Source organism: Virgibacillus senegalensis, assembly GCF_000821245.2.
Taxonomy (GTDB): domain Bacteria; phylum Bacillota; class Bacilli; order Bacillales; family Amphibacillaceae; genus Sediminibacillus; species Sediminibacillus senegalensis.
Genome location: NZ_LN611424.1, coordinates 51,395 through 78,190, shown reverse-complemented (window position 1 = coordinate 78,190; position 26,796 = coordinate 51,395). Strand labels below are relative to the sequence as shown.

Annotated in this window: 26 protein-coding genes, 1 pseudogene and 1 other annotated feature; of the genes and pseudogenes, 2 read left to right on the top strand and 25 right to left on the bottom strand. The window is 44.0% G+C overall.

What is annotated here, in order from left to right; translation table 11 throughout:
* The 4 genes from BN1067_RS20485 to BN1067_RS04725 form a co-directional block, all read right to left on the bottom strand.
* Positions 1-106, bottom strand: a 106-nt coding sequence (locus BN1067_RS20485) for a DnaB-like helicase N-terminal domain-containing protein (RefSeq protein ID WP_324777884.1), incomplete at its 3' end; no start/stop codon positions are given.
* A gap of 116 nt (positions 107-222) precedes the next feature.
* Positions 223-669, bottom strand: a complete 447-nt coding sequence (rplI, locus tag BN1067_RS04735) for a 50S ribosomal protein L9 (RefSeq protein WP_053217741.1) — start codon at positions 667-669, stop codon at positions 223-225.
* A complete protein-coding gene (locus tag BN1067_RS04730; protein WP_053217740.1) occupies positions 666-2,639 on the bottom strand; it encodes a DHH family phosphoesterase in 1,974 nt (657 codons plus the stop codon). Before BN1067_RS04730 ends, rplI begins: the two co-directional genes overlap by 4 nt.
* A gap of 30 nt (positions 2,640-2,669) precedes the next feature.
* On the bottom strand, positions 2,670-3,614 hold the full coding sequence (locus BN1067_RS04725) for a YybS family protein (protein ID WP_053217739.1): 945 nt from the start codon (positions 3,612-3,614) through the stop codon (positions 2,670-2,672).
* Positions 3,615-4,848: 1,234 nt separating this feature from the next.
* Between BN1067_RS04725 and BN1067_RS04720 the strand changes: the two genes are divergently transcribed.
* A complete protein-coding gene (locus tag BN1067_RS04720) occupies positions 4,849-5,631 on the top strand; it encodes an HAD family hydrolase (RefSeq protein WP_053217738.1) in 783 nt (260 codons plus the stop codon).
* Positions 5,632-5,686: 55 nt separating this feature from the next.
* Here the strand turns inward: BN1067_RS04720 and serA are convergent, their stop codons facing one another.
* The 10 genes from serA to BN1067_RS04670 form a co-directional block, all read right to left on the bottom strand.
* Complete coding sequence (gene serA, locus BN1067_RS04715; RefSeq protein WP_053217737.1) at positions 5,687-7,273, bottom strand: phosphoglycerate dehydrogenase; 1,587 nt, start codon at positions 7,271-7,273, stop codon at positions 5,687-5,689.
* 50 nt (positions 7,274-7,323) lie between these two features.
* Positions 7,324-8,478 carry a pyridoxal-phosphate-dependent aminotransferase family protein gene (locus tag BN1067_RS04710; protein ID WP_053217736.1) on the bottom strand — a complete coding sequence of 385 codons (1,155 nt, stop codon included), beginning with the start codon at positions 8,476-8,478 and terminating at the stop codon, positions 7,324-7,326.
* Positions 8,479-8,554: 76 nt separating this feature from the next.
* Positions 8,555-8,780 (bottom strand) — a binding site (T-box leader).
* A gap of 232 nt (positions 8,781-9,012) precedes the next feature.
* Complete coding sequence (locus tag BN1067_RS04705; protein ID WP_053217735.1) at positions 9,013-9,483, bottom strand: Hsp20/alpha crystallin family protein; 471 nt, start codon at positions 9,481-9,483, stop codon at positions 9,013-9,015.
* Positions 9,484-9,792: 309 nt separating this feature from the next.
* Positions 9,793-10,023 carry a 30S ribosomal protein S18 gene (rpsR, locus tag BN1067_RS04700; RefSeq protein ID WP_026568902.1) on the bottom strand — a complete coding sequence of 77 codons (231 nt, stop codon included), beginning with the start codon at positions 10,021-10,023 and terminating at the stop codon, positions 9,793-9,795.
* A 54-nt stretch (positions 10,024-10,077) separates the two neighbouring features.
* Positions 10,078-10,548 carry a single-stranded DNA-binding protein gene (gene ssb / locus BN1067_RS04695; RefSeq protein WP_053217734.1) on the bottom strand — a complete coding sequence of 157 codons (471 nt, stop codon included), beginning with the start codon at positions 10,546-10,548 and terminating at the stop codon, positions 10,078-10,080.
* 12 nt (positions 10,549-10,560) lie between these two features.
* Positions 10,561-10,851, bottom strand: a complete 291-nt coding sequence (rpsF, locus tag BN1067_RS04690; RefSeq protein ID WP_053217733.1) for a 30S ribosomal protein S6 — start codon at positions 10,849-10,851, stop codon at positions 10,561-10,563.
* 182 nt (positions 10,852-11,033) lie between these two features.
* On the bottom strand, positions 11,034-12,134 hold the full coding sequence (gene ychF, locus BN1067_RS04685; RefSeq protein WP_053217732.1) for a redox-regulated ATPase YchF: 1,101 nt from the start codon (positions 12,132-12,134) through the stop codon (positions 11,034-11,036).
* Positions 12,135-12,523: 389 nt separating this feature from the next.
* The gene (locus BN1067_RS04680; protein ID WP_053217731.1) at positions 12,524-12,727 is read right to left on the bottom strand and encodes a DUF951 domain-containing protein; all 204 of its coding nucleotides are present in this window, start codon (positions 12,725-12,727) and stop codon (positions 12,524-12,526) included.
* A gap of 3 nt (positions 12,728-12,730) precedes the next feature.
* Positions 12,731-13,627 carry a mechanosensitive ion channel family protein gene (locus tag BN1067_RS04675; RefSeq protein ID WP_234400629.1) on the bottom strand — a complete coding sequence of 299 codons (897 nt, stop codon included), beginning with the start codon at positions 13,625-13,627 and terminating at the stop codon, positions 12,731-12,733.
* A 44-nt stretch (positions 13,628-13,671) separates the two neighbouring features.
* On the bottom strand, positions 13,672-14,691 hold the full coding sequence (locus BN1067_RS04670; protein ID WP_053217730.1) for a YkvI family membrane protein: 1,020 nt from the start codon (positions 14,689-14,691) through the stop codon (positions 13,672-13,674).
* A 133-nt stretch (positions 14,692-14,824) separates the two neighbouring features.
* On the opposite strand from BN1067_RS04670, the gene yyaC reads away from it, so the two are divergent.
* Positions 14,825-15,415, top strand: coding sequence for a spore protease YyaC (gene yyaC / locus BN1067_RS04665; protein WP_053217729.1), 591 nt, complete (start codon positions 14,825-14,827; stop codon positions 15,413-15,415).
* 111 nt (positions 15,416-15,526) lie between these two features.
* Here yyaC and BN1067_RS04660 read toward each other — a convergent pair whose 3' ends face one another.
* The 11 genes and pseudogenes from BN1067_RS04660 to mnmE form a co-directional block, all read right to left on the bottom strand.
* Positions 15,527-16,240, bottom strand: coding sequence for a DUF554 domain-containing protein (locus BN1067_RS04660; RefSeq protein WP_053217728.1), 714 nt, complete (start codon positions 16,238-16,240; stop codon positions 15,527-15,529).
* A gap of 138 nt (positions 16,241-16,378) precedes the next feature.
* On the bottom strand, positions 16,379-17,215 hold the full coding sequence (locus tag BN1067_RS04655) for a ParB/RepB/Spo0J family partition protein (protein WP_053217727.1): 837 nt from the start codon (positions 17,213-17,215) through the stop codon (positions 16,379-16,381).
* Positions 17,187-17,969, bottom strand: a complete 783-nt coding sequence (locus tag BN1067_RS04650) for a ParA family protein (protein WP_053217726.1) — start codon at positions 17,967-17,969, stop codon at positions 17,187-17,189. The genes BN1067_RS04655 and BN1067_RS04650 overlap by 29 nt, the downstream gene beginning before the upstream one ends.
* A 214-nt stretch (positions 17,970-18,183) precedes the next feature.
* On the bottom strand, positions 18,184-19,047 hold the full coding sequence (noc, locus tag BN1067_RS04645; protein WP_053217725.1) for a nucleoid occlusion protein: 864 nt from the start codon (positions 19,045-19,047) through the stop codon (positions 18,184-18,186).
* Positions 19,048-19,353: 306 nt separating this feature from the next.
* Complete coding sequence (locus BN1067_RS04640; RefSeq protein WP_053217724.1) at positions 19,354-20,400, bottom strand: ATP-grasp domain-containing protein; 1,047 nt, start codon at positions 20,398-20,400, stop codon at positions 19,354-19,356.
* A 191-nt stretch (positions 20,401-20,591) separates the two neighbouring features.
* Positions 20,592-21,539, bottom strand: a complete 948-nt coding sequence (locus tag BN1067_RS04635; RefSeq protein ID WP_053217723.1) for an ATP-grasp domain-containing protein — start codon at positions 21,537-21,539, stop codon at positions 20,592-20,594.
* Positions 21,540-21,730: 191 nt separating this feature from the next.
* Positions 21,731-22,036: a hypothetical protein gene (locus tag BN1067_RS04630; RefSeq protein WP_199868467.1), complete on the bottom strand. Its 306-nt coding sequence runs from the start codon at positions 22,034-22,036 to the stop codon at positions 21,731-21,733.
* A pseudogene (locus tag BN1067_RS20675) lies at positions 21,945-22,316 on the bottom strand (ISL3 family transposase); the annotation flags it as partial. The pseudogene BN1067_RS20675 and the gene BN1067_RS04630, both read right to left, overlap by 92 nt.
* A 174-nt stretch (positions 22,317-22,490) precedes the next feature.
* Entirely contained in the window at positions 22,491-23,207 is a 717-nt protein-coding gene (rsmG, locus tag BN1067_RS04620) for a 16S rRNA (guanine(527)-N(7))-methyltransferase RsmG (RefSeq protein WP_053217720.1), read from the bottom strand.
* A 25-nt stretch (positions 23,208-23,232) separates the two neighbouring features.
* On the bottom strand, positions 23,233-25,122 hold the full coding sequence (gene mnmG, locus BN1067_RS04615; protein WP_053217719.1) for a tRNA uridine-5-carboxymethylaminomethyl(34) synthesis enzyme MnmG: 1,890 nt from the start codon (positions 25,120-25,122) through the stop codon (positions 23,233-23,235).
* 51 nt (positions 25,123-25,173) lie between these two features.
* Positions 25,174-26,550 (bottom strand): tRNA uridine-5-carboxymethylaminomethyl(34) synthesis GTPase MnmE, encoded by a 1,377-nt coding sequence (mnmE, locus tag BN1067_RS04610; protein WP_053217744.1) that lies wholly within the window; start codon positions 26,548-26,550, stop codon positions 25,174-25,176.
* Between the last annotated feature and the right edge of the window lie 246 nt (positions 26,551-26,796).

Below are 26,796 nucleotides of genomic sequence, written 5' to 3'. Positions count from 1 at the left end.
CCGCGGCCCGTGATAATGCCTCCGGTTCTAAAAAAACCGCCCCAAGAACGGCTTGTTCAGCTTCAATATTGTGCGGCGGTGTCCGATCTGTCCATTGTTCATTCATACAGCATCTTTTCCTCCTTTAAATGGAAAAGGAAGCGAGCCGCCGCCCTCTCCGGCTGACAGCCCCTTCTTTGATGGCTACCCATGGTGTGATTGATTCGATGCGACAAACGGTTTTTATGCTTCTTTGACGTGTACTTTGACAGTACCTGAAACTTCCGGATGTACTTTGACCGGTACATTGGTATAACCAAGCGCGCGGATTGGTTCGTCCAATTCGATTTTCCGCTTGTCGATTTTGATCTGATGGCTCTTTTTCAGCTCTTCGGCAATTTGCTTACTGGTGATCGAGCCGAATAAACGGCCGCCTTCTCCTGATTTTGCTGTCAACTCTACCGTTAAATTTTCCAGCTTTGCTTTTAATTGTTTTGCTTCCTCTACTTCATTCTGCTCTTTTTGTTTCTCTTTGTTCTTTTTCGCTTCAAGAGCTTTCATATTACCCGGGGTCGCCTCGACTGCCACATTATTTTTCAACAAATAGTTACGGGCATAACCGTCCGAAACGTTCTTTACTTCGCCTTCTTTGCCTTTTCCTTTCACATCTTTCAAGAAAATTACTTTCATTCTTCGTCTCCCCCTTCATAATACTCATCAATGATTGCTTTCAATTGTGCCGTTGCATCCTCTACAGAGGAGTCATCCAACTGTGTTGCCGCATTGGTGAGGTGGCCGCCACCATTCATCCTCTCCATGATTACCTGGACGTTGACGTCGCCAAGCGATCTTGCGCTGATTCCAATCCGGTTATCCTCCCGCTCCGAAATGACAAAGGAAGCGACAATCCCGCTCATTGTCAGCAGCGTATCTGCTGCCTGCGCAATCACAACCGGGCCAAAGGTTTCACCGGGATCTCCAGTAGAGATGGCAATTCCATTACGGTATATTTCGGTATGCTCGATTAAACGGCTGCGCTTGACGTAAATGTCCAGGTCCTCTTTCATGAATTTCTGGACCAATACGGTATCGGCTCCCTTTGATCTCAAGTAAGATGCCGCATCAAACGTTCGGGATCCCGTCCTTAAGGTAAAGCTTTTCGTATCGACGATGATTCCGGCCAACAGCGCCGTGGATTCAAGCATACTCAGCTTCAGGTTTTTCGGCTGGTATTCCAGCAATTCCGTCACTAACTCTGCCGTCGAAGAAGCATACGGCTCCATGTAAACCAGTGTCGGATGATTAATGAATTCTTCCGCCCGTCGGTGGTGGTCGATGACGACGACATGCTGTGTCTTGCTAAGCAGTTTTTCTTCTGCGACCATTGATGGTTTGTGCGTATCGACGATGACTAGCAGTGTGTTTTTTGTCACGATATCCATAGCGGTATCCGGATCGATAAAATAGGAACGGAGTTCTTCGTTTCCATTGATTTCCTCGACCATCCGCTGGACCCCAGTACTGATATCCTCCGGGTCCATAATGATACGGCCATCTACGTCACTCGCCTGGGCGATTTTCAGGATTCCGATGGCAGCTCCGATTGAGTCCATATCAGGAGCCTTGTGCCCCATAATCAGTACTTTGTCGCTTTCTCTGACCAGTTCCGTCATTGCGTGGGAAATGACCCGTGCACGGACTCTGGTCCGTTTCTCCATCGGATTGGTCTTCCCGCCATAAAAGCGGACCTTTCCACTATCATCTTTGATCGTTACCTGGTCACCGCCACGCCCAAGGGCCAAATCAAGACTCGATTGGGCCAATTCGCCTAGCGCCGGCAGGGATACCCCGCCAAGCCCAATCCCGATGCTCAATGTCAGTGGAACGTTTTTATCGGAAATCAACTCCCGAACCTCATCCAATATCTCGAATTTCGTTTTTTCCAATTGGTTGAGGATTTGCTGATTCATCACCGCTAAAAAGCGTTCTTGAGAAATTCTTTTCAAATATATCCCATATTCATTCGACCACTCGTTCAAAATCGAGGTCACTTTTGAATTGATTTGGCTTTTGGCGGTGTCATCCATTGCCTGGGTGATTTCTTCATAGTTATCCAAAAAGATTATACCCAGTACCGATTGTTCATTATGATAAAGGTTTTGAATTTCGGTTTGTCTCGTTCGATCGAAGAAGTAAAGCAGTCGCTCTTCTTTTTTGATCATTACTTGAAACTTGTAATCGCCCAAAGACAGCCAGATTTCGTTATTGTCTTCTTTCACCTTCAAGATGAGGTCTTCAGAAAGTTCGTTCAAGGACTTCCCAACGAGGGAATCTTCCTCCTTCAGCTTGTTCATGTAAGGATTGGTCCATTCGATGGTGAAATCTTCACTATATAATACAATACCGATCGGCATCTCGAGAAGGGCTTCTTCCCCTACCTTCTTGACCCGGTAGGAAAGCGTCGAGATATATTCTTCTGTTTCGTTGATCAACATCTGCTCCTGCCTGTAACTGTAGTACAGCGAAGCAGCTAAGAATACTGTCATAATCAAGCCGAGCATCCATTGGTAATACCAAAGCAACCCTAAAAAAACCAGGGACAAAATGTAAAGAAGCCATAAATGACTGCTTAATGTCGGCTTTCGAAATAATTCTGGCATGAAAGTCAGCTCCTAAACCCTTTTCTGAGCTTATTTTTTATCAAAGTTGATGCGGTTCCTTAAAGAGAACCCTAAATCAATTATACCTAAGATTCGCAGAAGATACAGTCCTATAAAAGGAAAAAGAACTGTTAATACGATAGCAATAATTGGCACTGCCACCGATATCCCCTTATGGTGAACATAAAAGAAAAGAAAGGACAATCCCTGCAAAGCGACGAGTAGTCCGGCTAAGTTGGTGACGTTGACAGCCCCTATATGCCAGATACTGTCCGGATCACCGCTCGCCCAAGTGACAATCAAAGCGGCAAAATAGATCCAAACCAGCCCGACTGGCAGCCGGAATTGTCTAAATGGCGGAAAACGCAGCGTTGTTTTGTCGAGCCAGCCGATAACCTTATAACCGATCCATTGGCTGACCAATCCAAGCACCAGAGCGATCACGACTAAAATCACCGGCAGCAGATTGACGATTTGTCGCATTTGTTCCAGTAAAACATCCACCTCTTCTTGTTCGAATGCCATACCGAAATCTTCGAGCATCTTTTGACTCTGGGCGACGGAATCTTGGATTGCCTGGTTTATTTCCTGAACGATATTGATTTGGAACAAGCCTTGCACCGCCAGAAAGGTGAGCAAGAGACCGATCACAAAACCGACGGTTCCCCTCGCCCATGTTTCATAGGCTGTAAGCCGCTGATGAATGGCAATCCCGGTCATCAATCCACCGATTCCTGTCAATAATACAAGCGGCAAGGAAAAGTAAGTCAAAAACAAAAACGAAGCAAGTGCAAGAAGTCCAAATAAAACGGCAGCCCGTTTCCAGCCATACCTTGCTGCAAACACCATCAAAGGTACCGGCAATAAAAACAAGGTAACAACTTCGATAATTGGTACGAATAAAGTAAGGAACATTAATAGTAAATAAAGGACAGCTACAATAGCTCCCTCTTTTATGACGTTTTGCGATGTCATGACGGCACCTCTTATTCTAATTCAGTTATTCTTCCATGATAACACGGCTGTACAGAGGGAGGAGCGCTAACCGATGCCCGCCTGCTGTAAGAAAAAGCACAGCTGAAGCGCTGTGCTTTTCTGCCTTATCACGAACGGATTTGTTTTCCGCTTCATGCGCAGGAAAACACCGTTTGCTTCCTAAATCTACTAACCGATTATAAACGAAAAATGGGGGTTTTTACAAATCAAACTGTCTCTTCGCTAAGTCTGAAGATAGGCTTATTATTTCTTTTTCCGGCTACTAGTTTACTTCCGTCCATATTCCCTGTAAGCTTTTTTTAAATAAAGACTGTTTTCATAAACGGCGAACGAATGGTAGTTGAATTTTACTCCCTTTCTTCCGATTGAAATATCATGCTAACCAACCGCTCCGGCAGCATACTTCGCTTTCCGCGGGCACGGCCACAGCTTCCTCAGAAGCATACCCCGCTTCTTGCGGGATATTCGGACACGTGCTGTTCCCGCTGGAGTCTCCGTATGCTGCTTACGCTGGTTCATCAGTCCTTATTATCCTACTCTGGTTATTTAGGGAAATTTAAACGGAAGCAAAACGTAAATAACAGGCTTTCGAAAGTTTAATCGCATACAATACATAAACTATAGCAGAGGAAATATCCGAAGACTCCTCGAAAGTAAAAATCGATTTCCTTCGTGCGATGTCTCGCTACCGCAGCTTTCCTTGTCCTGCGGGAGAAAAGGCCTCGGTGAGATTCCGCAGAGCTTTAGCTCGAGGAAGCTCACCAGCCGCCCGCGGAAAGCGAAGGCATTTCCTCCGCTATGAACAGATTCTTGATTATAACCACGGGAACTCACAAGGAATAATTCGACAGTGATAAATTCAATTTATACCTATTTGTTGTGCCTTGCTGTTAAGAGTTTTGTTGAAAAGTGATATTCTCTAATAGAATGGTTTTGGAATCCTCTCTTCCTATTTAAAAACCTATACCTAGCTGCGGAAAAATGCGAGACTCCTGTGGGAAAGGAACAGTCTGAAGACCCCACAGCTGGTGTTTTTCCAGCGAGGAGGCTGAAGCGTTCCCCACGGAAAGCGAGTGTTTTTCCGCAGCGCCGGAGTAGGGAGTACCCACTCAATGAATTCTCATTATGTCGCAGTTTTTATCTAATGTGTAAAAACTTGAAAACACAACAAGGTTTGAATAAAAACATAAAAAAGATTACAGGGGGATGAGGGATGATGAAAGCGATCATGTTTGATTTGGATGATACCTTGCTTTGGGATAAGAAAAGTGTGGAGGAAGCATTCAAAGCGACCTGCCGTACGGCTACAGAAAAATACGGAATCGATCCCGACGTGCTGGAAAAAAACGTGCGCCAGCAGGCAAGTGAGCTTTACGCAAGCTACGAAACATATGCTTTCACCAAAACAATCGGTATCAATCCGTTTGAAGGATTATGGGGAGTGTTTCCTGAGGAAGAAGAAAATTTCAAGAAAATGAATCAATTGATGCCGGAATACCGGCGGCAAGCATGGACAAAGGGCTTGAAAGTGTCCGGAATCGATGACCCCCAGTTAGGTGCACAATTGGCTGAACAGTTCCCGAGGGAGCGAAAAAGCAACCCATTCACCTATGAAGAAACCTTTCGGGTACTGGACGAATTGAAAGGGAAGTATCAATTATTGCTGCTCACCAATGGCTCACCGGATCTACAACAGTCCAAACTGGAGCTTACTCCGGAAATCGCTCCATACTTTGAGCATATCGTCATTTCCGGACAATTCGGAAGCGGAAAACCAGATCCTGCGATTTTCGAACATGCACTGGGACTGCTGTCCCTCGATAAACACGAGGTGATAATGGTCGGCGATAACCTACGGACCGATATCCTCGGTGCCTCCCGTGCCGGTATTACATCTGTTTGGGTTAACCGGCTTGAAAAAACAGCCGATGATGTAACACCGGACTACGAAATTACGCACCTGGACGAGCTCCATGATGTTTTGGCCAAACTTTAGACGACGCATTAAAAAACAGGCGCAAGGCAGGTAGACTGCTTTTGCGCCTGTTTTTTTATAAATCGATGGCGGTCACATCATAAATATCCGTGAGCCCGGTTAACTGATTCAGTCCTTCTGTTTCGAGATGTTTGTCGATGGTAAGCATCATGATGGCATCCCCGCCGACGTTAGACCGTCCCACCTGCATGGTGGCAATATTGATATTCTGCTCTGCCAACAGGCTCCCCACTCTGCCGATTGCGCCTGGCTGGTCTTTGTGATGGATCACGACCATATGGCCGGCTGGAATCACATCGACACTGTAATTGTCGACTTTGACAATCCTGGCACCAAGTCCGTTCAGCAATGTTCCGGATACCTTGCGTGTTCCCGATTTAGTCGTTACCTCTACTGTCAATAGATTGGTAAATCCTTTCGTCGAAGAGGTTTTATGCTCATTCACTATAATTCCCTTGCGTTCCGCAAAGTAGGTTGCGTTGACATCGTTGACGTGGTCACCTAAATGTCTTTTCAGTAAACCTTTCACGGTATTTCGCGTCAGCGGTGCCACTTCGACTTCGGTCAATTCGCCGGAATAGTATAAATGAACCTCTTCGATCACTTCTTGTGTTAAATCGGTCAGAAATACACCAAGCTTTTCCGATAGGTTGAAATATGGGGCAATTTTATTCATAATCTCTTTTGGCACCGACGGCAAATTGACCGGATTTCTGGCTAAGCCGCCATTCAAAAACTGCACGACATCGCGGCTGACGTCGATGGCCACGTTTTCCTGCGCCTCCACGGTACTTGCTCCGAGATGAGGGGTAGCGATGACCTGCGGTAGTTCGAGAAGCTTATGGTCATGTATCGGTTCCTTTTCAAATACATCAAGCGCCGCTCCTGCCACTTTTCCGTCCTTGATTGCTTCATACAACGCTTCTTCATCGATGATGCCGCCCCGTGCACAGTTGATAATTTGGACACCGGTTTTCATTTGCTGGAACGCATCCTGATTGATGAGATGCCTCGTTTCCTTGAGAAGCGGGGTATGGACGGTAATAAAATCGGCAGCTTGCAGCACTTCGGACAGCGTTCCATATCCGATTCCCATTTTTTCTGCCTTTTCCGGCGTCAGGAACGGATCATAGGCCATGATGTTCATCCGCTGTCCTTTCGCACGGGCCGCTACTTCCGCTCCGATTCTTCCAAGCCCGACAATGCCGAGTGTCTTGTTTTTCAACTCGACACCGACATACTTCTTGCGATCCCACTGTTTATGCTTTAACGCATGATACGCCTGGGGAATATTGCGGGCCAACGACATAAGCATGGCAATGGTATGCTCTGCTGCAGAGTTCGTGTTTCCATCCGGGGCATTGACTACAATAATGCCGTGTTCCGTGGCAGCATCCAAATCAATATTGTCGACTCCGACGCCGGCGCGTCCGATTATTTTCAGATTCTTCGCCTTCCTTATGATCTCCCTCGTCACTTGCGTCTGGCTTCTTACCAAGAGAGCATCATAGCCGCTTATTTGTTCGGCCAAAGCATCAGCAGAAAGGTCCGTGTTGACTGTCACCTCAATGTTTTCCGCCTCTCTCAATGGCTGTATACCTTCATCACTTAATGGATCACTGATTAAAACATGAAATGCCATCCTTAAACCTCCTGTACCGTTTTAATGTTGTGTGCATGTGCCTGTTACGTCTACCGACCTGTCTCCAGGTACACCTTCTGTGCGGCCTTTGTCCCCGCTCCAAGCTCGATATCTTTGCCAATCTGCTGGAGGCCGATTTCCATCACCCCGATAATTTGCAGGACATCAGCCGGCGAGCAATAGCCCATATGGCCGATTCGGAAGATTTTCCCTTGCAAATGCTGCTGCCCGCCTGCAACCGACAGATTAAAATGCTGTTTTACAGCCTTTCGCAATTCCTCTGCCGCAAAATCTTCCGGCTTCACAGCTGTCACAGTCGGCGAAGCTGCCTCCTCGCTTGTTAATAGCGGTATATGAAGGGCCTGAAACGCAGCCCTTGTCATTTTCATCATTTGTTGATGTCTGGCGTAGACATTATCCAGCCCCTCTTCTTCCAAAAGATGAAGTACTTGATCCAACCCAAACAAGAGCGAAAGACCAGGGGTAAACGGGGTAGCATTTTTCTGTAGATTATCCCTATATTTACGCAAGTCGAGATAAAAGCGGGATTGCTTATTGGATTCAATGACCTGCCAGGCACGCTCACTGGCGGCAATAAACGTTAATCCGGCAGGCAACATCATTGCCTTCTGAGAACCAGTGACCAATACATCAATCCCCCACTCATCCATCTTGGTTTGTACCCCTCCGACACAAGACACTCCGTCAACGATTACTAGAGCGTCAGAAACAGCATGAACGACTTCCGCGATTTTGCTTATCGGATTGAGAACGCCAGTCGAGGTTTCACAATAGGTGGCAAAAACCGCCTTGATGCCTGGATGGCTTTCGAGAAATTGTTTTACATTTTCCGGGTCAACCGCACTGCCCCATTCTACTTCATAGCGATGGGTCTTTATTTGATAGGCTTCACAAATTTTAGCAAACCGGTCTCCAAATGCACCGGTGACCACCACCAGCACTTCGTCGCCTGGTTCGACGGTATTTACCACTGCTGTCTCTAATCCGGAAGTGCCGCTTCCGGTGATGATCAGGACATCCTGTTCCGTTCCAAAAACTGGCTTCAGCCTTGGACGGATTGCTTTAAGTAATTCCTTTGTTTCCTGTCCACGATGACCAATCATCGGGCGGTTCATTGCCCGTTCTACGCTTGGTGGAATCGGACTAGGTCCTGGGATTCTTAATAAATGTTGATCTGGTAACATACTCTATCTCCTCTCTTTTGTCCAAGCTAGTGCAGGAATTTTTTCCAATAAAAAAACTTCCCGCCCCCTACTTTTAGTAAGGGGCGAAAAGTTATCACTCACGCGGTACCACCCTTTTTCACTGTTATGAAAACAGTCTTCATTGGCTCCATGCGTAACGGGCATCAATCGGGCAAACTTACTCGGTTTTCAGCTTGCCTATTCCGAAGTGCTATTCGATAAACAGCAGTACTGGTTTTCACCAACCACCAGCTCTCTAAAAGTCTGCCGATTTATGAACTTATCTTCATCACCATATTTATGTAACAATTTGAATTTTTATTTATCATAGCAAATTTGTTGCTATTGTCAATATATTTCGTCAACTTATTAGGAGACCCACCCCGGTACAGCATTTCCTTGTAAACGCTTTATCCATTGGGGCTCTTGTTATTTTCTCTGTAAGATTTTCTTGCAAAAAAGTTGCATGAACAACTATGATTTTGTTAAAAGCACTTCAATTGGAATCGCCCAGTTGAAGTGCTTGCTCTTTCCTTAATCAATATCGATTTGATTGCTTGTTCTTGCTTCTTTAGGTCCCCTGATGGTAAGGACACCATTTCTGTAAGCTGCTTTTGTCTTATTCTTTTTGATCGTATAGGGAAGCTGCACAATACGTTCGACACCTTGAACCATCCGTTCCCTGCGATAATAATTGTTGACGTCGTTCGTTTCTTCCGTCTCCCGGTCATCCACTACTGCAATTTTTAAACGGTCTCCCATCGGTTCGATTTTAATATTTTCCTTGCTGACCCCCGGGATTTCCGCCTCCACCACCCACTCATCCGTTGTTTCATAAAGATCGACCGCTATCGATGTTTTCTTGAACAATGGCTGCTGAAACAGCGAATCGATGGAATTGAGCAATCCATTATTTTGTGCATGTTTAAAATATTCTTCCATTTGGCTTAATGGACTGTTTCTTCTAGGCTGACGTCCTTGACGCTGCTGATTGTCCTTTTCCATTCTAAATCCCCCTTTTCTATACCATGTTTCTTTATGGATAGGATATGGGAAGGGGACCTTATTTGTATGGACGAATATCACGGGTATATCGCCTTTGGAGGCATTACTTTCTTAAGAAACCTATTTTATAGAATATGCTAAATTATAGCTTTCTCTGGGATTCATCATGGTCTTTTTTCCGTTTACTAGGAAGGTCGGAAAGATTCGTCGAGCTGGGCTTGATGCAGGAAGGCGAAACGTAGGAAAAGCAGAGGCATTTTGGCATAAAAAAGCCCTATGGATTAAATCCATAGGACCCTTCTTTTCGCATTACTCGGTCACGTATGGCAATAGAGCCATTTGACGAGCACGCTTGATTGCTTTAGTCAATTTACGTTGATATTTTGCAGAAGTTCCAGTTACACGACGAGGAAGAATTTTTCCACGCTCAGAAACGAAACGTCTTAGCAAATCAACATCTTTATAGTCAATGTGTGTAATGCCGTTAGCTGTGAAGTAACACACCTTACGACGCTTTGCACGACCACGACGAGCTGCCATAGGTATTACCTCCTTTTGTCATGAGTTTAAAAGTATCCTATACTTTCAATCTCTTTAGAATGGTAAATCATCATCTGATATATCGATCGGTTCCCCGTTACTGCTGAACGGGTCCTCTTCATTTTGTCTGGAAAAATCGTTGTTGTTCGATTGGTTCTGATTCGGTTGGTAACCTGGTGCACCTTGTCCCCCACCTTGGGAAGACCCTTTTGTTTCCAGGAATTGTACAGTATCGGCCACTACTTCGGTGACGAATACCCTTTTTCCATCCTGACCTTCAAAGTTCCGCGTCTGCAGACGTCCGTCTACACCGACAAGGCTTCCTTTACTCATAAAGTTGGCCAAGTTCTCGGCGGCGCGTCTCCATACAACACAGTTGATGAAATCAGCTTCTCTGTTTCCTGACTGGTTAGAAAAAGGTCGATTGACAGCTAATGTGAAATTAGCCACTGCTACTCCATTTGGTGTATAGCGTAAGTCTGGATCCTTCGTCAACCTGCCGACAAGTACGACACGATTTAACATCAGAACCACTCCTTATTGGTCGTCTTCGCGAACAGCAATATGACGGATAATGTCATCAGAGTACTTCGCTTGACGATCGAATTCATTAATGGCGTTTTCGTCGCCTTTAAAGTTAATTAGCACGTAGTATCCATCACGATAGTTGTTGATTTCGTAAGCAAGACGTTTCTTGCCTTTTTCATCAACTTTATCGATTTCCGCACCGTTATCAGTAAGAATCTTGTTGAAACGCTCGATCAATGCCGTTTGCGCTTCCTCTTCGATATCTGGGCGGACGATGTACATGATTTCATAGTTTCTCATCCGTTTGCACCTCCTTTTGGACTTAACGGCCCCTTTTGGTTCAAAGGAGCAAGGAGTAATAATCGTTAATTACTCACAATGTTGAATTATACCAAAGTCTCTAGTATTGTGCAAGTGCCCTAATTCGGCTTCCCCCGATTAGAGATACTTACCTTTTTCCTAAAAAATGACGAACTTCCTGCTTACACATTGAAACGGAAATGGATGATATCTCCGTCCTTCACCAAATAGTCTTTTCCTTCCAGTCGAACCTTCCCTTTTTCTTTCGCTGCATTCATGGAGCCAGCCTCCATCAAATCATCATACGAAACCGTTTCAGCCCTGATAAAGCCTCTTTCAAAGTCAGTATGGATAATTCCTGCTGCCTGCGGTGCTTTGATGCCCTTGGTGAAAGTCCAGGCACGTACTTCCTGTTCACCCGCTGTGAAATAGGTAGCCAGGCCGAGCAGCTGATAGGTTGCCTTGATCAATTGATCCAGCCCTGATTCTTCAATCCCAAGCTCTTCAAGGAACATTTCCTTTTCCTCGCCTTCCAGCTCGGCAATTTCAGATTCTACCTTGGCACTGATCACAATAACTTCCGCATTTTCCGTAGCAGCAAACTCACGGACAAGCTTCACATTTTCATTGTCCTCAGCATCCAGCAGTTCATCTTCGCCTACATTTGCCACGTAAAGAATCGGCTTACTTGTCAATAAATGCAATCCTTTTACAAGCTTTTGCTGCTCCTCAGAAAACTCGACTGCCCGCGCCGGTTTTTCTTCTTCTAAAGCGTCCTTCAACTTGGTTAATACGTCAAACTCGGCAACGGCTTCCTTGTCCTTTTGTCTAGCCATTTTTTCGACACGCTGCAGACGCTTGGTCACGGTTTCCAAATCTGCCAATATCAATTCAAGATTGATGGTTTCGATATCAGAAATCGGGTCTACTGTTCCGGACACATGGGTAATGTTTTCATCCTGGAAGCAGCGGACAACATGACAAATAGCGTCCACTTGTCGAATGTGCGACAAGAATTGGTTTCCAAGTCCTTCCCCTTTGCTTGCCCCTTTAACAATTCCGGCAATATCCGTAAATTCAAATGCCGTCGGAATCGTCTTTTTCGGTTTCACTAGTTCTGTTAGCTTCGTTAACCGGTAGTCGGGGACTTCTACTATACCTACGTTTGGATCTATAGTACAAAATGGGTAATTTGCCGATTCTGCCCCTGCTTGCGTAATTGCATTAAACAACGTAGATTTTCCTACGTTGGGCAAACCGACAATTCCTGCTGTCAATGCCATAAAAACTTCCACTCCTTAAGGATACCGCTCATATGAACGTTTCAGTCATACCAATTATAGATAGAGTTGGACGAAATGACAAGTTATCAAAACAATAAAACAAGGGAAGCATCTCCCCTTGTTTTTCTAGTTTTATCAGGTGGTATTCTGTTTTTCAACGGTGCAGCGTATCTATTTAATGAATTCTGCACTTTTTTGGAGCCTTTCCTGTTGGAACCTCGTCATTCCCCACGGCTTAGGATGGATTTTCTGTGTAGAGAAAGCCTGCCGAGCCGTCAGTGGGAAAGCGCAAAGTGTTTGGATGGATACGATTCTATTTATTAATGCTGCAGTTTATGCATTAATTGGAATTAGAATGTCGAAAATTCATTTGTTTCACGTGAAACAAATTACTCCGTTTCTTCCTGTCTTTCCAGCACTTTTTTCATTTTGCTATTGAATTTTTTTCTGGGAATTAACACGCTGTGCCCGCATCCCTCACACTTTATCCGGATATCCATTCCCATCCGGATGATTTTCCAACGGTTTTCCCCACAAGGATGAGGTTTTTTCATTTGTACAACGTCATGTAATTGATAGTCTTTTCCTTCCATTGTTTATTCCCCTCTTTTTCCTTGATTTTCATTAGATAGTTTCTCGTCCCGGCTGTACATCACCATGCGCGGAAGTGGAATATCGATGCCGTTCTTTTCCAGTCTGCCCTTGATTTCTTTTCTCATTGCTCTTGCAATCATCCAATGTTCCATCGGCACCACTTCTGCTATGACCCTGATGACCACATGCGAAGTTTCCAACGTTTGCACACCCAACAGCTCCGGTTCCGCAAGCATCTCCGGGTACCTGGCCGGAAGTTCCGGAAGCAGCTGTTCGATGATTCTTTCCGCAGTCGGAATGTCCGCTTCATAAGGAATATTGACATCCACGACGGCGATGCTGTTGTGGATGGAGTAATTTGTCACCTGGTCAATACTTCCGTTTGGAACAATATTCAATTCTCCTGTCCAGCTTAAAATCTTTGTCGTTCTCAAACCTATTTCTTCAACGGTCCCTTCTACTCCAGCAGTTTGAATATAATCACCGACAGAAAACTGATCTTCAAAAATGATAAAAAATCCGGTAATCACATCACGCACCAAATTTTGCGTTCCAAAACCAATCGCCAATCCAGCAACTCCCGCACCGGCCAGGAGTGCCCCTATCGGGATTGTCATGGCATCGAGAATCATGAGGAAGGCGGTAAAATAGACCACATACGTTAACGTGTTTTGCACCAGCTTTTTCAAGGTGTTTTCCCTTCGCTCACTGATGCGGAACGGTCCACGCTCCCGCTTTCGGAATAACCGGTTAATCAAAGAGGTACCGATTCGGATGATAACAACAGACACAATCAGAATTAACATGATTTGCAAAATGACATATCCCACTTGCATCCAAAATTCCGGACCCATCAGCTTTTTCACCCATCCAGCCCACTCTTGTTGTAATTGTTCCAATTTTTGTCCTCCAAAATTGATGGTAGTAATCATTTTACCATTTTTCATTCGATTTTGTACCGATTAACAATTGGATAGACGATGATACAAGACAAAACGTAGAGATTGAGGATCCCATATAGTGGGTATAAGTATTCTATTAAGGTAGAGAAGCCAATCTTGGTCAATGGCACCATTAGTAGCACAACAATGGTTGCAAGCACCCAAAGCGGGTAATGGAGCTTGTCTCGCAATCTGGTAACCAGACCGAGTGTTCCCGAAACGGCAGTTGTAAAGATTGCCAGCCAGAGCAAAACGGATATAAATAAAAACATCACATAGGGATAATTTTTGAGGATAGCGAACAGCGGAATTTCATAGAGCAGCACTTCATCGGATATTTGGACAAGGCTATTGTTATAGATATAGGAAATCACACCAAGCACGACACCGCTCCCGACGCTGGCAATCCAAATCTCACCCCTGCCCTTCATTTCATTGCCAATCGCTCCGAGCACGGCGATTAACGGCAAAATATTCAGGGCTGTGAAAGGGAATGCCGACGTCCAATTTCTTTGTTTTGAAATGTCAGGAATGAACGAGAGTTGGTGCTGATAAGAAAAAATCAGCAAAGTTGCTAAAAGACCTGTTATCAACAATGGCAGAATGAAGCTATTCAAGGATAATACGCCTTTAATATCCCAAACAAATACGGCTATCAGCGGTACGACAATGAAAAGGATTCCCCACCAGTTCGGAAAGCGGAAAGCATGCCAGGTAGCACCACTTCCTGCCAGCATAATGACCGTGGTGGTAAACAAGTACACAATGATCATGCCATCATACAAAAAGGACAATTTTTTTCCGACGATTGTTTGGAGAACCGGTAAGTAATGAGTCGAACGGCTTTCGTAACTGATATGCAATACGACGTAACAGCTGATAGAAAACAGGATGGTAAATAACAGGATGGCTAGTCCACTTTCATGGCCGAAAAACTGCCAAAGCTCTCGTCCTGATGCATACCCGGCCCCGATCATGGTGCCTACTATTAAAAACATCCATTTTAAACCTGATTTCCACATATTGATTTTTGCCACCTTTTTACCCGGTCAATGGTTGCCAGGTTTTTTACTGACCTTTATGTAACGCACTTGCAGGTATAAAAGTATTAAAAAATTCGTATACTTATACCAATATGTTTCTGGAGGAACAGCTATGAATCTAAAAAAGAGAATTTCCGGTAAAAGAGAAGCACGATTCCATCATGAAGATGTGTTATTCTCCCAGAATATGCGGCAAGGCCTTGCAGCATTACTCCCCTATCACACAAAAGAAATTGTGGTGGTCTGTATCGGCACGGACAGATCCACCGGTGACTCGTTAGGCCCTTTGACAGGAACTTTGCTGAATGAAAGAACGAATAAAATGCTTTCGGTTTATGGAACACTTTCCGATCCGATTCATGCCGTAAATTTGGAAGAGAAAATGGAAATGATTGAAGCGCGGCATCCAGACGCTTTTCTTATTGCCATCGATGCTTGTCTGGGACGTATGGACTCGATCGGCTCGGTGATACTCTCCCCTGGCCCGTTAAAGCCAGGAGCTGCGTTAAAAAAACCACTGCCTGATGTAGGGGATATCCATTTGACCGGGGTCGTCAATATTAGCGGTTATATGGAGTTTTTGGTTTTGCAAAACACGAGACTGAATATCGTGATGCAAATGGCAAGAAAAATAACCGAATCCCTTCATCATTTAGATTTAGAGCTTGCAAAGCAACAACCTGTTCCTTATCGGATCAAATAGAAACAAATTATGGCGTATAAAAAACCGCCCTCAGATCAACTGAGGGCGGTTTATCACTCTATCTATCGTTTTTTTACCGACAGGCAAGTATCCATTCTTATTTACTTCTCCTTAACCTGTTATCACTCCATACAGGTAATAGACGATGCCTACTGTCACCAATGCCGGAAGCAGATTGGCGACACGTATTTTGGTCAGTTTAAGCAAATTCAGACCAATTGCAACAATCATCAGACCGCCAACAGCTGTCATTTCGACAATAAATTCGTCGAAAAACGATTGTGGGAACCAACTGTCAATTTGCGTTGCCAACAGGGCAATTCCGCCTTCGTAAAATAAAACAGGCAAAACGGAGAAAATTACGCCCACTCCCAGTGTCGTGGTTAGCACCAATGCAACAAATCCATCAATAAACGCTTTGGTGATCAATACCCCGTGGTCTCCTCGGATGCCACTATCCAAAGCACCAATGACGGACATTGCTCCGATAACAAAAATCAACGATGCGGTAATGAAACCCTGTGCTACGCTCACCTTTCCCGTCGCTTTCTTCGCAAACTTCCTTTCAATCCAGTGGCCGGCATCATTCAGTTTTGTCTCCAAATGAAGAGCTTCTCCCGCAATGGCTCCTGTTAAAAGTCCTAACAATACAACCACTATATTTTCTGTAGATAATGCCATTTGCAGGCCGATCAATATGACTGCAAGGCCAATCCCATGCATGACCGTTTCTTTATATCGTTCCGGAATGTTTGCGAAAAACAAACCAATGAATGATCCGATAATAATACAAATTACGTTAACCAAAGTTCCAAGCAAAACCATTTGTCCAACTCCACTCTTTTCCATACCTTGTTTGTTATCACCATGTTTCACGTGAAACATGGCCAGTTTTTAAACCGGATAAAAATAAGCCCGGCCGTATGGATATATATCCTACAGGCTCAGGCCTTTCTGGCACCACTATTGAAATTTGCCAAGAATTCGATCTAAATCTTCATTTGAGAAGAATTCGATTTCAATTTTTCCTTTTCGTTTACCGCGGTGAATGGTGACTCCCGTACCAAGGTGGTCACGCAGTTGACTTTCCCGCTCCGAAATGAAGAGATCTTTTTTCGGCTTTTCCTTCTTCTTCTGTGGTGACTTTTCATTAAGCTGTATGATCAATTGTTCCACCTGCCGCACATTCAATCCTTCTTTCCGGATTTTATCGACAAGCGGATTCAGTTTTTGTTTATCTTTCAACCCTAGAAGGGCTCGTCCATGACCCATTGTCAGCTCTCCGTTATTAATCAGTGCACTGATCTGATCCGGAAGACTTAATAAGCGAACAAGGTTAGCTATATGCGGCCGGCTTTTTCCAAGTCGACGCGCTAATTCTTCCTGGGTAATATTCAGTTCCTTCATCAAATTTGCGTAGGCTGAAGCTTCTTCTATCGGTGACAAGTCTTCCCTTTGCAGGTTTTCCAAAAGGGCGAGTTCCATCATTTTGTCATCCGTCAATTCTTTTACGATAACAGGAATCGTCTTCAGGCCCGCTTCTTTTGCAGCCCGGAAACGCCTTTCTCCGACAACAATTTCATAACCCTTGATGCTTTTTCTTACTATTAACGGCTGGAGAATACCATACTCGAGGATAGAATCCTTTAATTCCTCAATCGCATCTGCGTGGAATGTTTTTCTTGGCTGATACGGATTCGGCCTGCATTCTTTTACGGAAATTTCCTGAACAGATTCCTCTTCCTTTGTCTCCAACTCAGGAAAAAAAGCATTAATACCTTTCCCCAACCCTCTCGCCATTAGCGATCACTTCCTTTGCTAAGTCTAGATAAACATCTGCGCCTCTAGATTTTGGATCATAAATGATAATCGGTTGTCCATGGCTGGGCGCTTCTCCAAGCCTGATATTTCTTGGAATAATCGATTGATAAACCTTATCCTGAAAATATTTTTTGACTTCGTCTATAACCTGGATGCCCAAATTGGTTCTGGCATCAAGCATGGTCAATAACACACCTTCGATCATCAGTTGTTTATTCAAATGTTTTTGTACAAGTCTGATAGTGTTCAGCAGTTGACTTAATCCTTCCAGAGCGTAATATTCGCACTGAACCGGAATCAATACAGTATCTGCTGCTGTCAGTGAGTTAATCGTCAATAATCCAAGGGACGGCGGGCAGTCGATAATGACATAATCATAGCCATCCTTGACACTGTCGATTGCTTTTTTCAATCGTACTTCCCTGGATATCGTCGGTACCAGCTCTATTTCAGCGCCGGCAAGTTGTATGGTCGCGGGTATGATATCTAAGTTTTCTACGGTTGTAGGAACACAAACTTTTTCAGCTTCTAAATCCTCCACCAGCACATTGTAAATGCACTGCTCCATATCTGCTTTATTTATTCCTACGCCGCTTGTCGCATTGCCTTGCGGATCGATATCTACAAGCAGGACTTTATGGTTTAAGTATGCGAGACATGCACTCAGATTTACTGCTGATGTAGTTTTTCCTACGCCACCCTTTTGATTAGCAATGGCGATTACTTTTCCCATGGTGTCACCTACCTACTCTATAACTTCTAACTCTTTTATTTTATCACTTATTTTACTCTATGAATGCGAAAAAAGGATAGTTTTTTAAAATGTTAGCAATTTGTAATCCTTTTCTTTCCGAAAAAATTAGGACCGAAAACCTCTGACATGTGCGTTTTTCTTGCCGGTAGGTCCAGAGTGCTAAAAAACACCCATCTTTTTACCAAAGATGGGACTAGCCTTTATTATTCTTTTTGGGAATTTTGATCGTAATTTGATAATAGTTTTCATGGTCTTCTTCATCGGTTTCCAGGTCTATCCCAGTATCCGATACCATGGTCAGTGACTGCCTGATCGTATTCATGGCAATTCTCATATCTTTATTGACGCCTTTCAGCTTTGCCCTTTTTTGTTTCGGTTTATCAGCAGACAATTTGGCGATCCGTTCTTCTGTTTGCTTTACATTTAAATCCTTTTCCAATATTTCTGCAAGGATTTTTTCCTGCTTTTCTGGATCCTTTAACACGATCAAGGCACGAGCATGCCTTTCAGTAATATGTTTCTCAAGCAACGCCTGTTGAACCGATTCCGGTAACTTCAACAAACGCATTTTGTTCGCCACTGTCGACTGGCTTTTTCCTAAACGTTGCGCCAGAGCTTCTTGAGTAAGACTATGCAGTTCTAATAAACGCTGATAAGCCATCGCTTCCTCAATTACAGTCAGCTCTTCTCTTTGCAGATTTTCTATTAAAGCAACGGAAGCGGTTTCTGTATCATTCATCTCTCTAATGATGGCAGGAACATTTTCCCATTGTAAGTATTGAACAGCCCGCCATCTTCTTTCTCCCGCGATAAGCTCATAACCTTCTTCATCCTTGTCCAGTTTTCGGACAACAATCGGCTGAATCATCCCATGTGTATGTATTGTTTGGGCTAATTCTTCAATTTTTTCCTGGGCGAAGATGGATCTCGGCTGATAGCGATTTGGTTCTATTTGATTGACAGGAATCTGGATTACTTCATCCGGATGATATTCCTCTTGGACTTCTGAGTCTGATTTATCACCTAGCCCAAATATACGGCTGAATGGGTGTAACATAGTCAGACACACCACCTTTACTAAACGGTCATTGGCTATATAGGTCTCCACCATTCCAATGTTTCACGTGAAACATTAGAATTGGAAAAACAGAAAATGCGCTGCAGCGAGAAGCTGCTGCGCATTAATAGCCATTTCAGTTTCCATCTATTATTTTATCATAGATTTGGCAAGAAAAGTATTGTTCTTGTTTGTTTATTTTATAAAAATTGTCTATCTTTTGATTTATGCCCTTGTCCGTTATGCATACGTATGGTGAAGAGCATAAAAAATCCGACTTCTTAAAAGCCGGATTTTCCTAAATGATTAATCTGCTAGATTATTCAGTTTTCCCTCATTTATTTTTGTGACCAAATCATAACGTGCCAATTCAATATCAGGCGTGGAGGTCAGCCATTCAAAATCGATTGGCTTCCCAGCCGCCAGAGCAATAAATGCTGCTGGAATATTGGCTCCAGCTGCGTGTGAAAAAGCATAGCCGCCACCAAAACGCGGGTTGATGTCGATAATATAATAATCTTTCCCATCATAAAAAACATCGGTGTTCAAATAACCATTGTGTTTAAAATGATCTCCGATTTTTTTGCCAATTTCCACTAAGGCATGATCCTGACTGGTAATAGTCCGATCGACATCTCCCCCACGCATAGCTAACTGTTTCCTGGCCAGCGAAGTGAGAAATTTACCTTCCAGGTCATTTACGATATCGAGGCTGAATTTTTCCCCTTCGATCACTTCCTGGACAATCACATTGTCTTCTGGTTCAACTTCTGTGTCAAAGCGTAGTGGTGATTCCTCAATTTTATGGACAGCCAATTGGTAAGCTGATTTCAGCTCCTCCATCGTATTGACAATTTCAATGCCGATAGACGCTGAGCCGTTCCGCGGTTTTACAATAAATGGGAAATTGCTTTCACCATTATTAATGCCGGCTTGGACTTCCTCAATAGTAAAATAAGTCTTCGGCGCTTTTAATCCGATTTCTCCAAGCAGTTGTTGATAATTCCCTTTGTCCCTTACCTTTTTCACTATTTCATAGTCGGGAATGAATAATTTAACCCCTAACTCACAAAAGGAAGCTTTATTCTCTGCTAATTTCGGTACTTCCCAATCGTTTAAAGGAATCAACATTTCTATTTCGTTTTCCCGGCATATTTCCAGGATCTTTTCTGTATATTTGTCTTCTGTCTGATGCGGTATAACGTAGGAGCGATCCGCTACCTGCAGCGACGGTGCATTATAGTCTGGATCTGCAACGATTACGTTTCCCAGGATTCCTGATTCTTTCAGTGCTTCTTGAAAAAAGCCGATAAAATCTATTCTTCTTGCACCGGATGTTAGTAAGATGTTCATAATATATCCTCCAAATCGCTGTTTTTATGCTAGCAGTGAGTAATTGTTATATGCCCCGATTATCTCTGTGACAAACCTTTGTAACGAAATAGTTAACGAATTGTATTACTCTGCTTTTCAAACAGCGAGACAAGTGGAGGAATTTCCTTCCGTTTGTTTGCTAACCAGCTGCTTTGGCCTGAAAATCGTCATCATTGAATGCACCTATCNAGAGCAATAAATGCTGCTGGAATATTGGCTCCAGCTGCGTGTGAAAAAGCATAGCCGCCACCAAAACGCGGGTTGATGTCGATAATATAATAATCTTTCCCATCATAAAAAACATCGGTGTTCAAATAACCATTGTGTTTAAAATGATCTCCGATTTTTTTGCCAATTTCCACTAAGGCATGATCCTGACTGGTAATAGTCCGATCGACATCTCCCCCACGCATAGCTAACTGTTTCCTGGCCAGCGAAGTGAGAAATTTACCTTCCAGGTCATTTACGATATCGAGGCTGAATTTTTCCCCTTCGATCACTTCCTGGACAATCACATTGTCTTCTGGTTCAACTTCTGTGTCAAAGCGTAGTGGTGATTCCTCAATTTTATGGACAGCCAATTGGTAAGCTGATTTCAGCTCCTCCATCGTATTGACAATTTCAATGCCGATAGACGCTGAGCCGTTCCGCGGTTTTACAATAAATGGGAAATTGCTTTCACCATTATTAATGCCGGCTTGGACTTCCTCAATAGTAAAATAAGTCTTCGGCGCTTTTAATCCGATTTCTCCAAGCAGTTGTTGATAATTCCCTTTGTCCCTTACCTTTTTCACTATTTCATAGTCGGGAATGAATAATTTAACCCCTAACTCACAAAAGGAAGCTTTATTCTCTGCTAATTTCGGTACTTCCCAATCGTTTAAAGGAATCAACATTTCTATTTCGTTTTCCCGGCATATTTCCAGGATCTTTTCTGTATATTTGTCTTCTGTCTGATGCGGTATAACGTAGGAGCGATCCGCTACCTGCAGCGACGGTGCATTATAGTCTGGATCTGCAACGATTACGTTTCCCAGGATTCCTGATTCTTTCAGTGCTTCTTGAAAAAAGCCGATAAAATCTATTCTTCTTGCACCGGATGTTAGTAAGATGTTCATAATATATCCTCCAAATCGCTGTTTTTATGCTAGCAGTGAGTAATTGTTATATGCCCCGATTATCTCTGTGACAAACCTTTGTAACGAAATAGTTAACGAATTGTATTACTCTGCTTTTCAAACAGCGAGACAAGTGGAGGAATTTCCTTCCGTTTGTTTGCTAACCAGCTGCTTTGGCCTGAAAATCGTCATCATTGAATGCACCTATCTGGTTCTCTGTCAAATGTGGTGGTGTGATTTTTCTTCCATCCTCTCTTTATCGAAAGGCTCATTCTAAAAACAGCTATTTTACTCAGACCGCAGAGGAAATAAACTCGCTTTCCGCGGACGAACACCCGAGCCTCCTCGCAAAGCCCGCTGTGGGTCTCGGCCGCCCGTTTTTCCGCAGGAGTCTCGCTTATTTCCTCTATCGGGAAGGATGTCAATAATCTCTCTATTCTCCACGTCCACCACATTGGTTTGGAACCTTTCTCCTCCTGCATCTTCTTTGAACTCATCCATAGCTATTGCCCGAGGAAGAACCTTTCTTGTTTTTAGCTATTGTTGATCAAACAATCGGAGTAACCGGTTGGTGGTCATTCCTGCCAACCGGGCTGCGGTGGTAAAAGAATGAAAGGCCATATAGGTTAATGCCGTTGTTTTCAAAGCACTCGTACACCGTTGATAAAAATCCACCATCTGCAGTCGCTCGTAAAAGGTGCGTCCACAGCTGGTACATAAGTACCGACGCTTACGCAAGGAAAGCCGAACGGCTTTGTTGGACAAAACAGGACCTTTTTGCACACTGCAGGGACACCATCACATTCAGTATAGAGCCACCTATCTTCGAGAACCGAAAATAAGAAGTCCCCATTTAAAAAAAGAGTGATTTTCTTTTGTTTATAAAAGAAAATCACTCTTTTAGCTTAGCTCTGTTACTTCCACTCGGCACGCAGTATGCGAACAGTTTTATTAGGTAATTGGTGTTCTGTTTGGAACTCCCGGCTTCCTTGGGTATTTGTTCGGGGTTTTTCTATTCTTTTTTAAAATGGCAATATTCCGCTCGCCATTTTCTCCTGGCAATTCAAATGTATGCGTGTCGATTGCTTCGCCTCCAAGAACCGAAATGGCTGCCTCTGCATCCTGCATTTCCTCGGATAATTGAGGACCTTTCATGGCGATAAATGTTCCGCCTGTCTTGCAAAGCGGCAGGCACAATTCCGCCAATACCGACATGCGGGCTACTGCCCTTGCTGTGACGATATCGTATTGGGCACGAAATTTATCATTCTTTCCGAATGTTTCCGCCCGATCGTGATAAAAGGCCACATCGCTTAAACCTAGTTGGCTTGCCAGGTGATTCAAAAATGTAATCCGCTTTTTCAACGAGTCGACAATGGTCACTTTCAACTCCGGAAAACATATTTTTAACGGCAGACTGGGAAAACCTGCCCCTGCACCGACATCACAAACGTGGAGCGGTCCCTGGAAGTCATGATAAAAAGCAGCGGAAATGGAATCAAAAAAATGCTTTGCATAAACCTCTTCCCGTTCCGTAATAGCGGTCAGATTCATTTTTTCGTTCCATTCCACCAATGTTTGAAAATACGTATCAAACTGATCGATTTGACGATCGTTTAACGTTATTCCATGTTTTTCTAACTCTGCTAGAAAGGTTTCCAGATTCATCGATAAATCCTTTCATTTCCTTATTTTATTGATTGGCAACACGGGAGACATTTCCTTGCTCGATATAAACAAGCAGGATCGAGATGTCTGCTGGATTCACTCCCGAAATACGGGAAGCCTGCCCGACAGACAACGGCTTGACGCGTTTTAATTTTTCACGTGCTTCCGTTGCGATACCGCTGATAGCATCGTAATCAATATCTTCCGGTATCTTTTTGTTTTCCATTTTTCTCATCCGCTCAACTTGTTGATTGGACTTATCAATATAGCCTTGGTACTTCGTTTGAATCTCGACTTGTTCTTTGACGCCAGCTGGCAGTTCCTCGTTTGCAGGGGTTACTTTTTCCAGTAACTCATACTTTATTTCCGGACGTTTTAACAGATCCGAAGCCTTGATGGCTTCTTTTAATGCAGTTCCGCCAGCTTCCTCGATGATTGCCTGTATTTCCGGTTCCGGTTTCAGAATCACTTTGGACAACCGTTTTCTTTCTTGTTCGATCAACTGCTTTTTCTCCAAGAACCGTTCATAACGTTCCTGATTGATCGTGCCAAGCTTATAACCGATATCTGTCAAACGCAAATCGGCGTTGTCATGACGAAGCAGCAAACGGTATTCAGCACGTGAAGTCAACAGACGATATGGCTCGTTTGTTCCTTTTGTCACCAGGTCATCGATCATGACACCAATGTAAGCCTGGGAACGGTCCAGAATCAATGATTCCTTATCAAGCGCTTTGGCAGCGGCGTTAATACCGGCCATGATACCTTGTCCGGAGGCTTCTTCATATCCGGATGTCCCATTTATTTGTCCAGCAGTAAACAATCCTGGGATTGCTTTTAGTTCCAATGTCGGCCACAGCTGAGTCGGTACGACTGCATCATACTCGATCGCATAACCGGCACGCATGATTTCGGCATTTTCCAGCCCTGGAATGGTTTGCAGCATTTCTTTTTGAACATACTCAGGAAGTGACGTAGAAAGTCCTTGGACATATACTTCCTCTGTACTTCTTCCTTCCGGTTCCAGGAAAATTTGGTGACGTGGCTTATCATGGAACCGGACGACTTTATCTTCAATGGACGGACAATAGCGTGGTCCAGTACCCTTGATCATTCCCGAATACATGGCAGACAGACTAAGATTGTCATCGATAATTTTATGTGTGAATTCGTTCGTATACGTCAGCCAGCATGGAATTTGGTCGGTAATCACTTCTGTTGTTTCGTACGAAAAGGTTTGCGGGTTTTCATCCCCTGGTTGAATTTCCGTTTTTGTGTAATCGATCGAATGGCTGTTTACACGCGGAGGTGTACCGGTTTTGAATCGAACCAGTTCGATGCCGAGCTCTTCTAAATGCTCGGACAACGATACTGATGCACGCTGGTTGTTCGGCCCGCTTTCATAAGATAAATCCCCGATGATGACTCTTCCGCGCATGAACGTACCAGTCGTGATGACAACCGACTTAGCATAATAGGCTGCCCGGGTTTCCGTGATGACCCCTTTGCATTCGCCGTTTTCAACAATCACCTTTTCCACCATTCCCTGTCTCATCGTCAGGTTTTCCTGGTTTTCCAAGGTGCGTTTCATTTCCTGAATATACAGCGGTTTATCCGCTTGTGCTCGGAGCGCCCGTACAGCGGGTCCTTTTCCGGTGTTCAACATACGCATTTGAATATATGTTTTGTCGATAACCTGCCCCATTACACCACCGAGTGCATCGACCTCTCTTACGACGACACCTTTTGCAGGACCGCCAACCGAGGGATTACAAGGCATGAAAGCTACATTATCGAGGTTCATCGATAGCATCAGGGTTTTCGCCCCACGCTTTGCCGATGCAATTGCAGCTTCACAACCGGCGTGACCTGCTCCTACAACTATTACATCATATTGACCAGCATCATATATCATTTGCTGTCTCTCCTTTTATTGAAAGCTGTGCTATCCAGCTATCCATTTCATTTATTTACCTAAGCAGAACTGAGAAAACAATTGGTCGATCAAGCTATCGTGAACCGTGTCTCCGATTATTTCACCAAGAATTTCCCACGTTCGTGTCACATCGATTTGCACCAAGTCAATCGGCATTTGATTTTCCATGCCTTCCATTGCGTCAGACAATGCCTGCAAGGCTTGTTTCAAAAGCTGAATATGCCTTACATTGGAAACATAGGTCAAGTCTCCTGCATCGAGGTCTCCTTCAAAAAACGTTTCCGAAATGGCTTTTTCCAAATCATCAATGCCTTTTTCTTCAATCAACGCTGTTGTAATAACCGAGTGATTTGCTGCTAATTCCTTCACTTTCTCTAAATCGATTTTTTGCGGCAGGTCTGTTTTGTTTACAATCACAACGACTTCAAGACCTTCGACAGCTTTGAACAAATTGATATCTTCCTGGGTAAGTTCTTCCCCGTTGTTTAGAACCAGCAAAATCAGATCCGATTCTTTCAGTACCTGTCTCGATCTTTCTACACCGATCCGTTCGACGATATCCTCGGTCTCCCGAATCCCTGCAGTGTCGACGAGACGCAGCGGGACACCACGCACATTGACATATTCCTCGATGACATCTCTCGTCGTTCCAGGAATTTCTGTCACGATTGCTTTGTTTTCTTGTACAAGGGCGTTCATGAGCGATGATTTACCGACGTTTGGCCGACCGATGATTGCTGTTGACAAGCCTTCCCGCAAAATTTTCCCCTGCTTGGCTACTTCCAGCAGGCGTTCAATTTCACGATAAACCTCCCTCGTCTTGCTGATCATCATTTGGTTCGTCATTTCTTCTACATCATCATATTCCGGATAATCGATATTCACTTCCACATGGGCGACCGTTTCCAGCAGTTCCTGACGCAGCCTTTGAATCAGCTGAGACAGACGGCCGTCCATTTGTTTAAGCGCTACGTTCATCGCCCTGTCCGTTTTCGCTCTGATCAAATCCATCACGGCTTCTGCCTGGGACAAATCGATCCGCCCGTTAAGAAAGGCACGTTTCGTAAACTCCCCTGGTTCCGCGAGTCGCGCACCTTGAGAAAGGGCTATTTCAAGCAGGCGGTTAACCGAAACAAGTCCACCGTGACAGTTGATTTCCACGACATCCTCTCTCGTAAATGTCTTAGGTCCTCTCATTACTGTCACCATGACCTCTTCCGCCACTTCATTGGTAGCCGGGTCGATGATTTTTCCATAATGAATTGTATGGGAATCCACTTCCGTAAGAGATTTGCCATCAAACAATTGGTCTGCAATCTTAATCGCTTCCGGCCCGCTCAACCGGACAATAGCAATCGCCCCTTCCCCAATCGGAGTCGATATCGCCGTAATCGTATCTGTTTCCATCCGCTTCACCTCCGTTATTTCCATCATTTCCTCTATATAAAAACCATTCTTTATTTGTCATCAACAAGCAGCGACCTTTTCAAATAGTCACTAACGTATTAGCATATCATAATTCGGCTTTTTTGAGAATATCCACAAATGCTTTTTGTCTTTTAGGTTATCCACATGTGTATAATTTAATGAAAAGACGCTCGCTTTTTTTCTATCCACAGCATATGCCAAAAGCTTATTTTACCACTTTCTGTG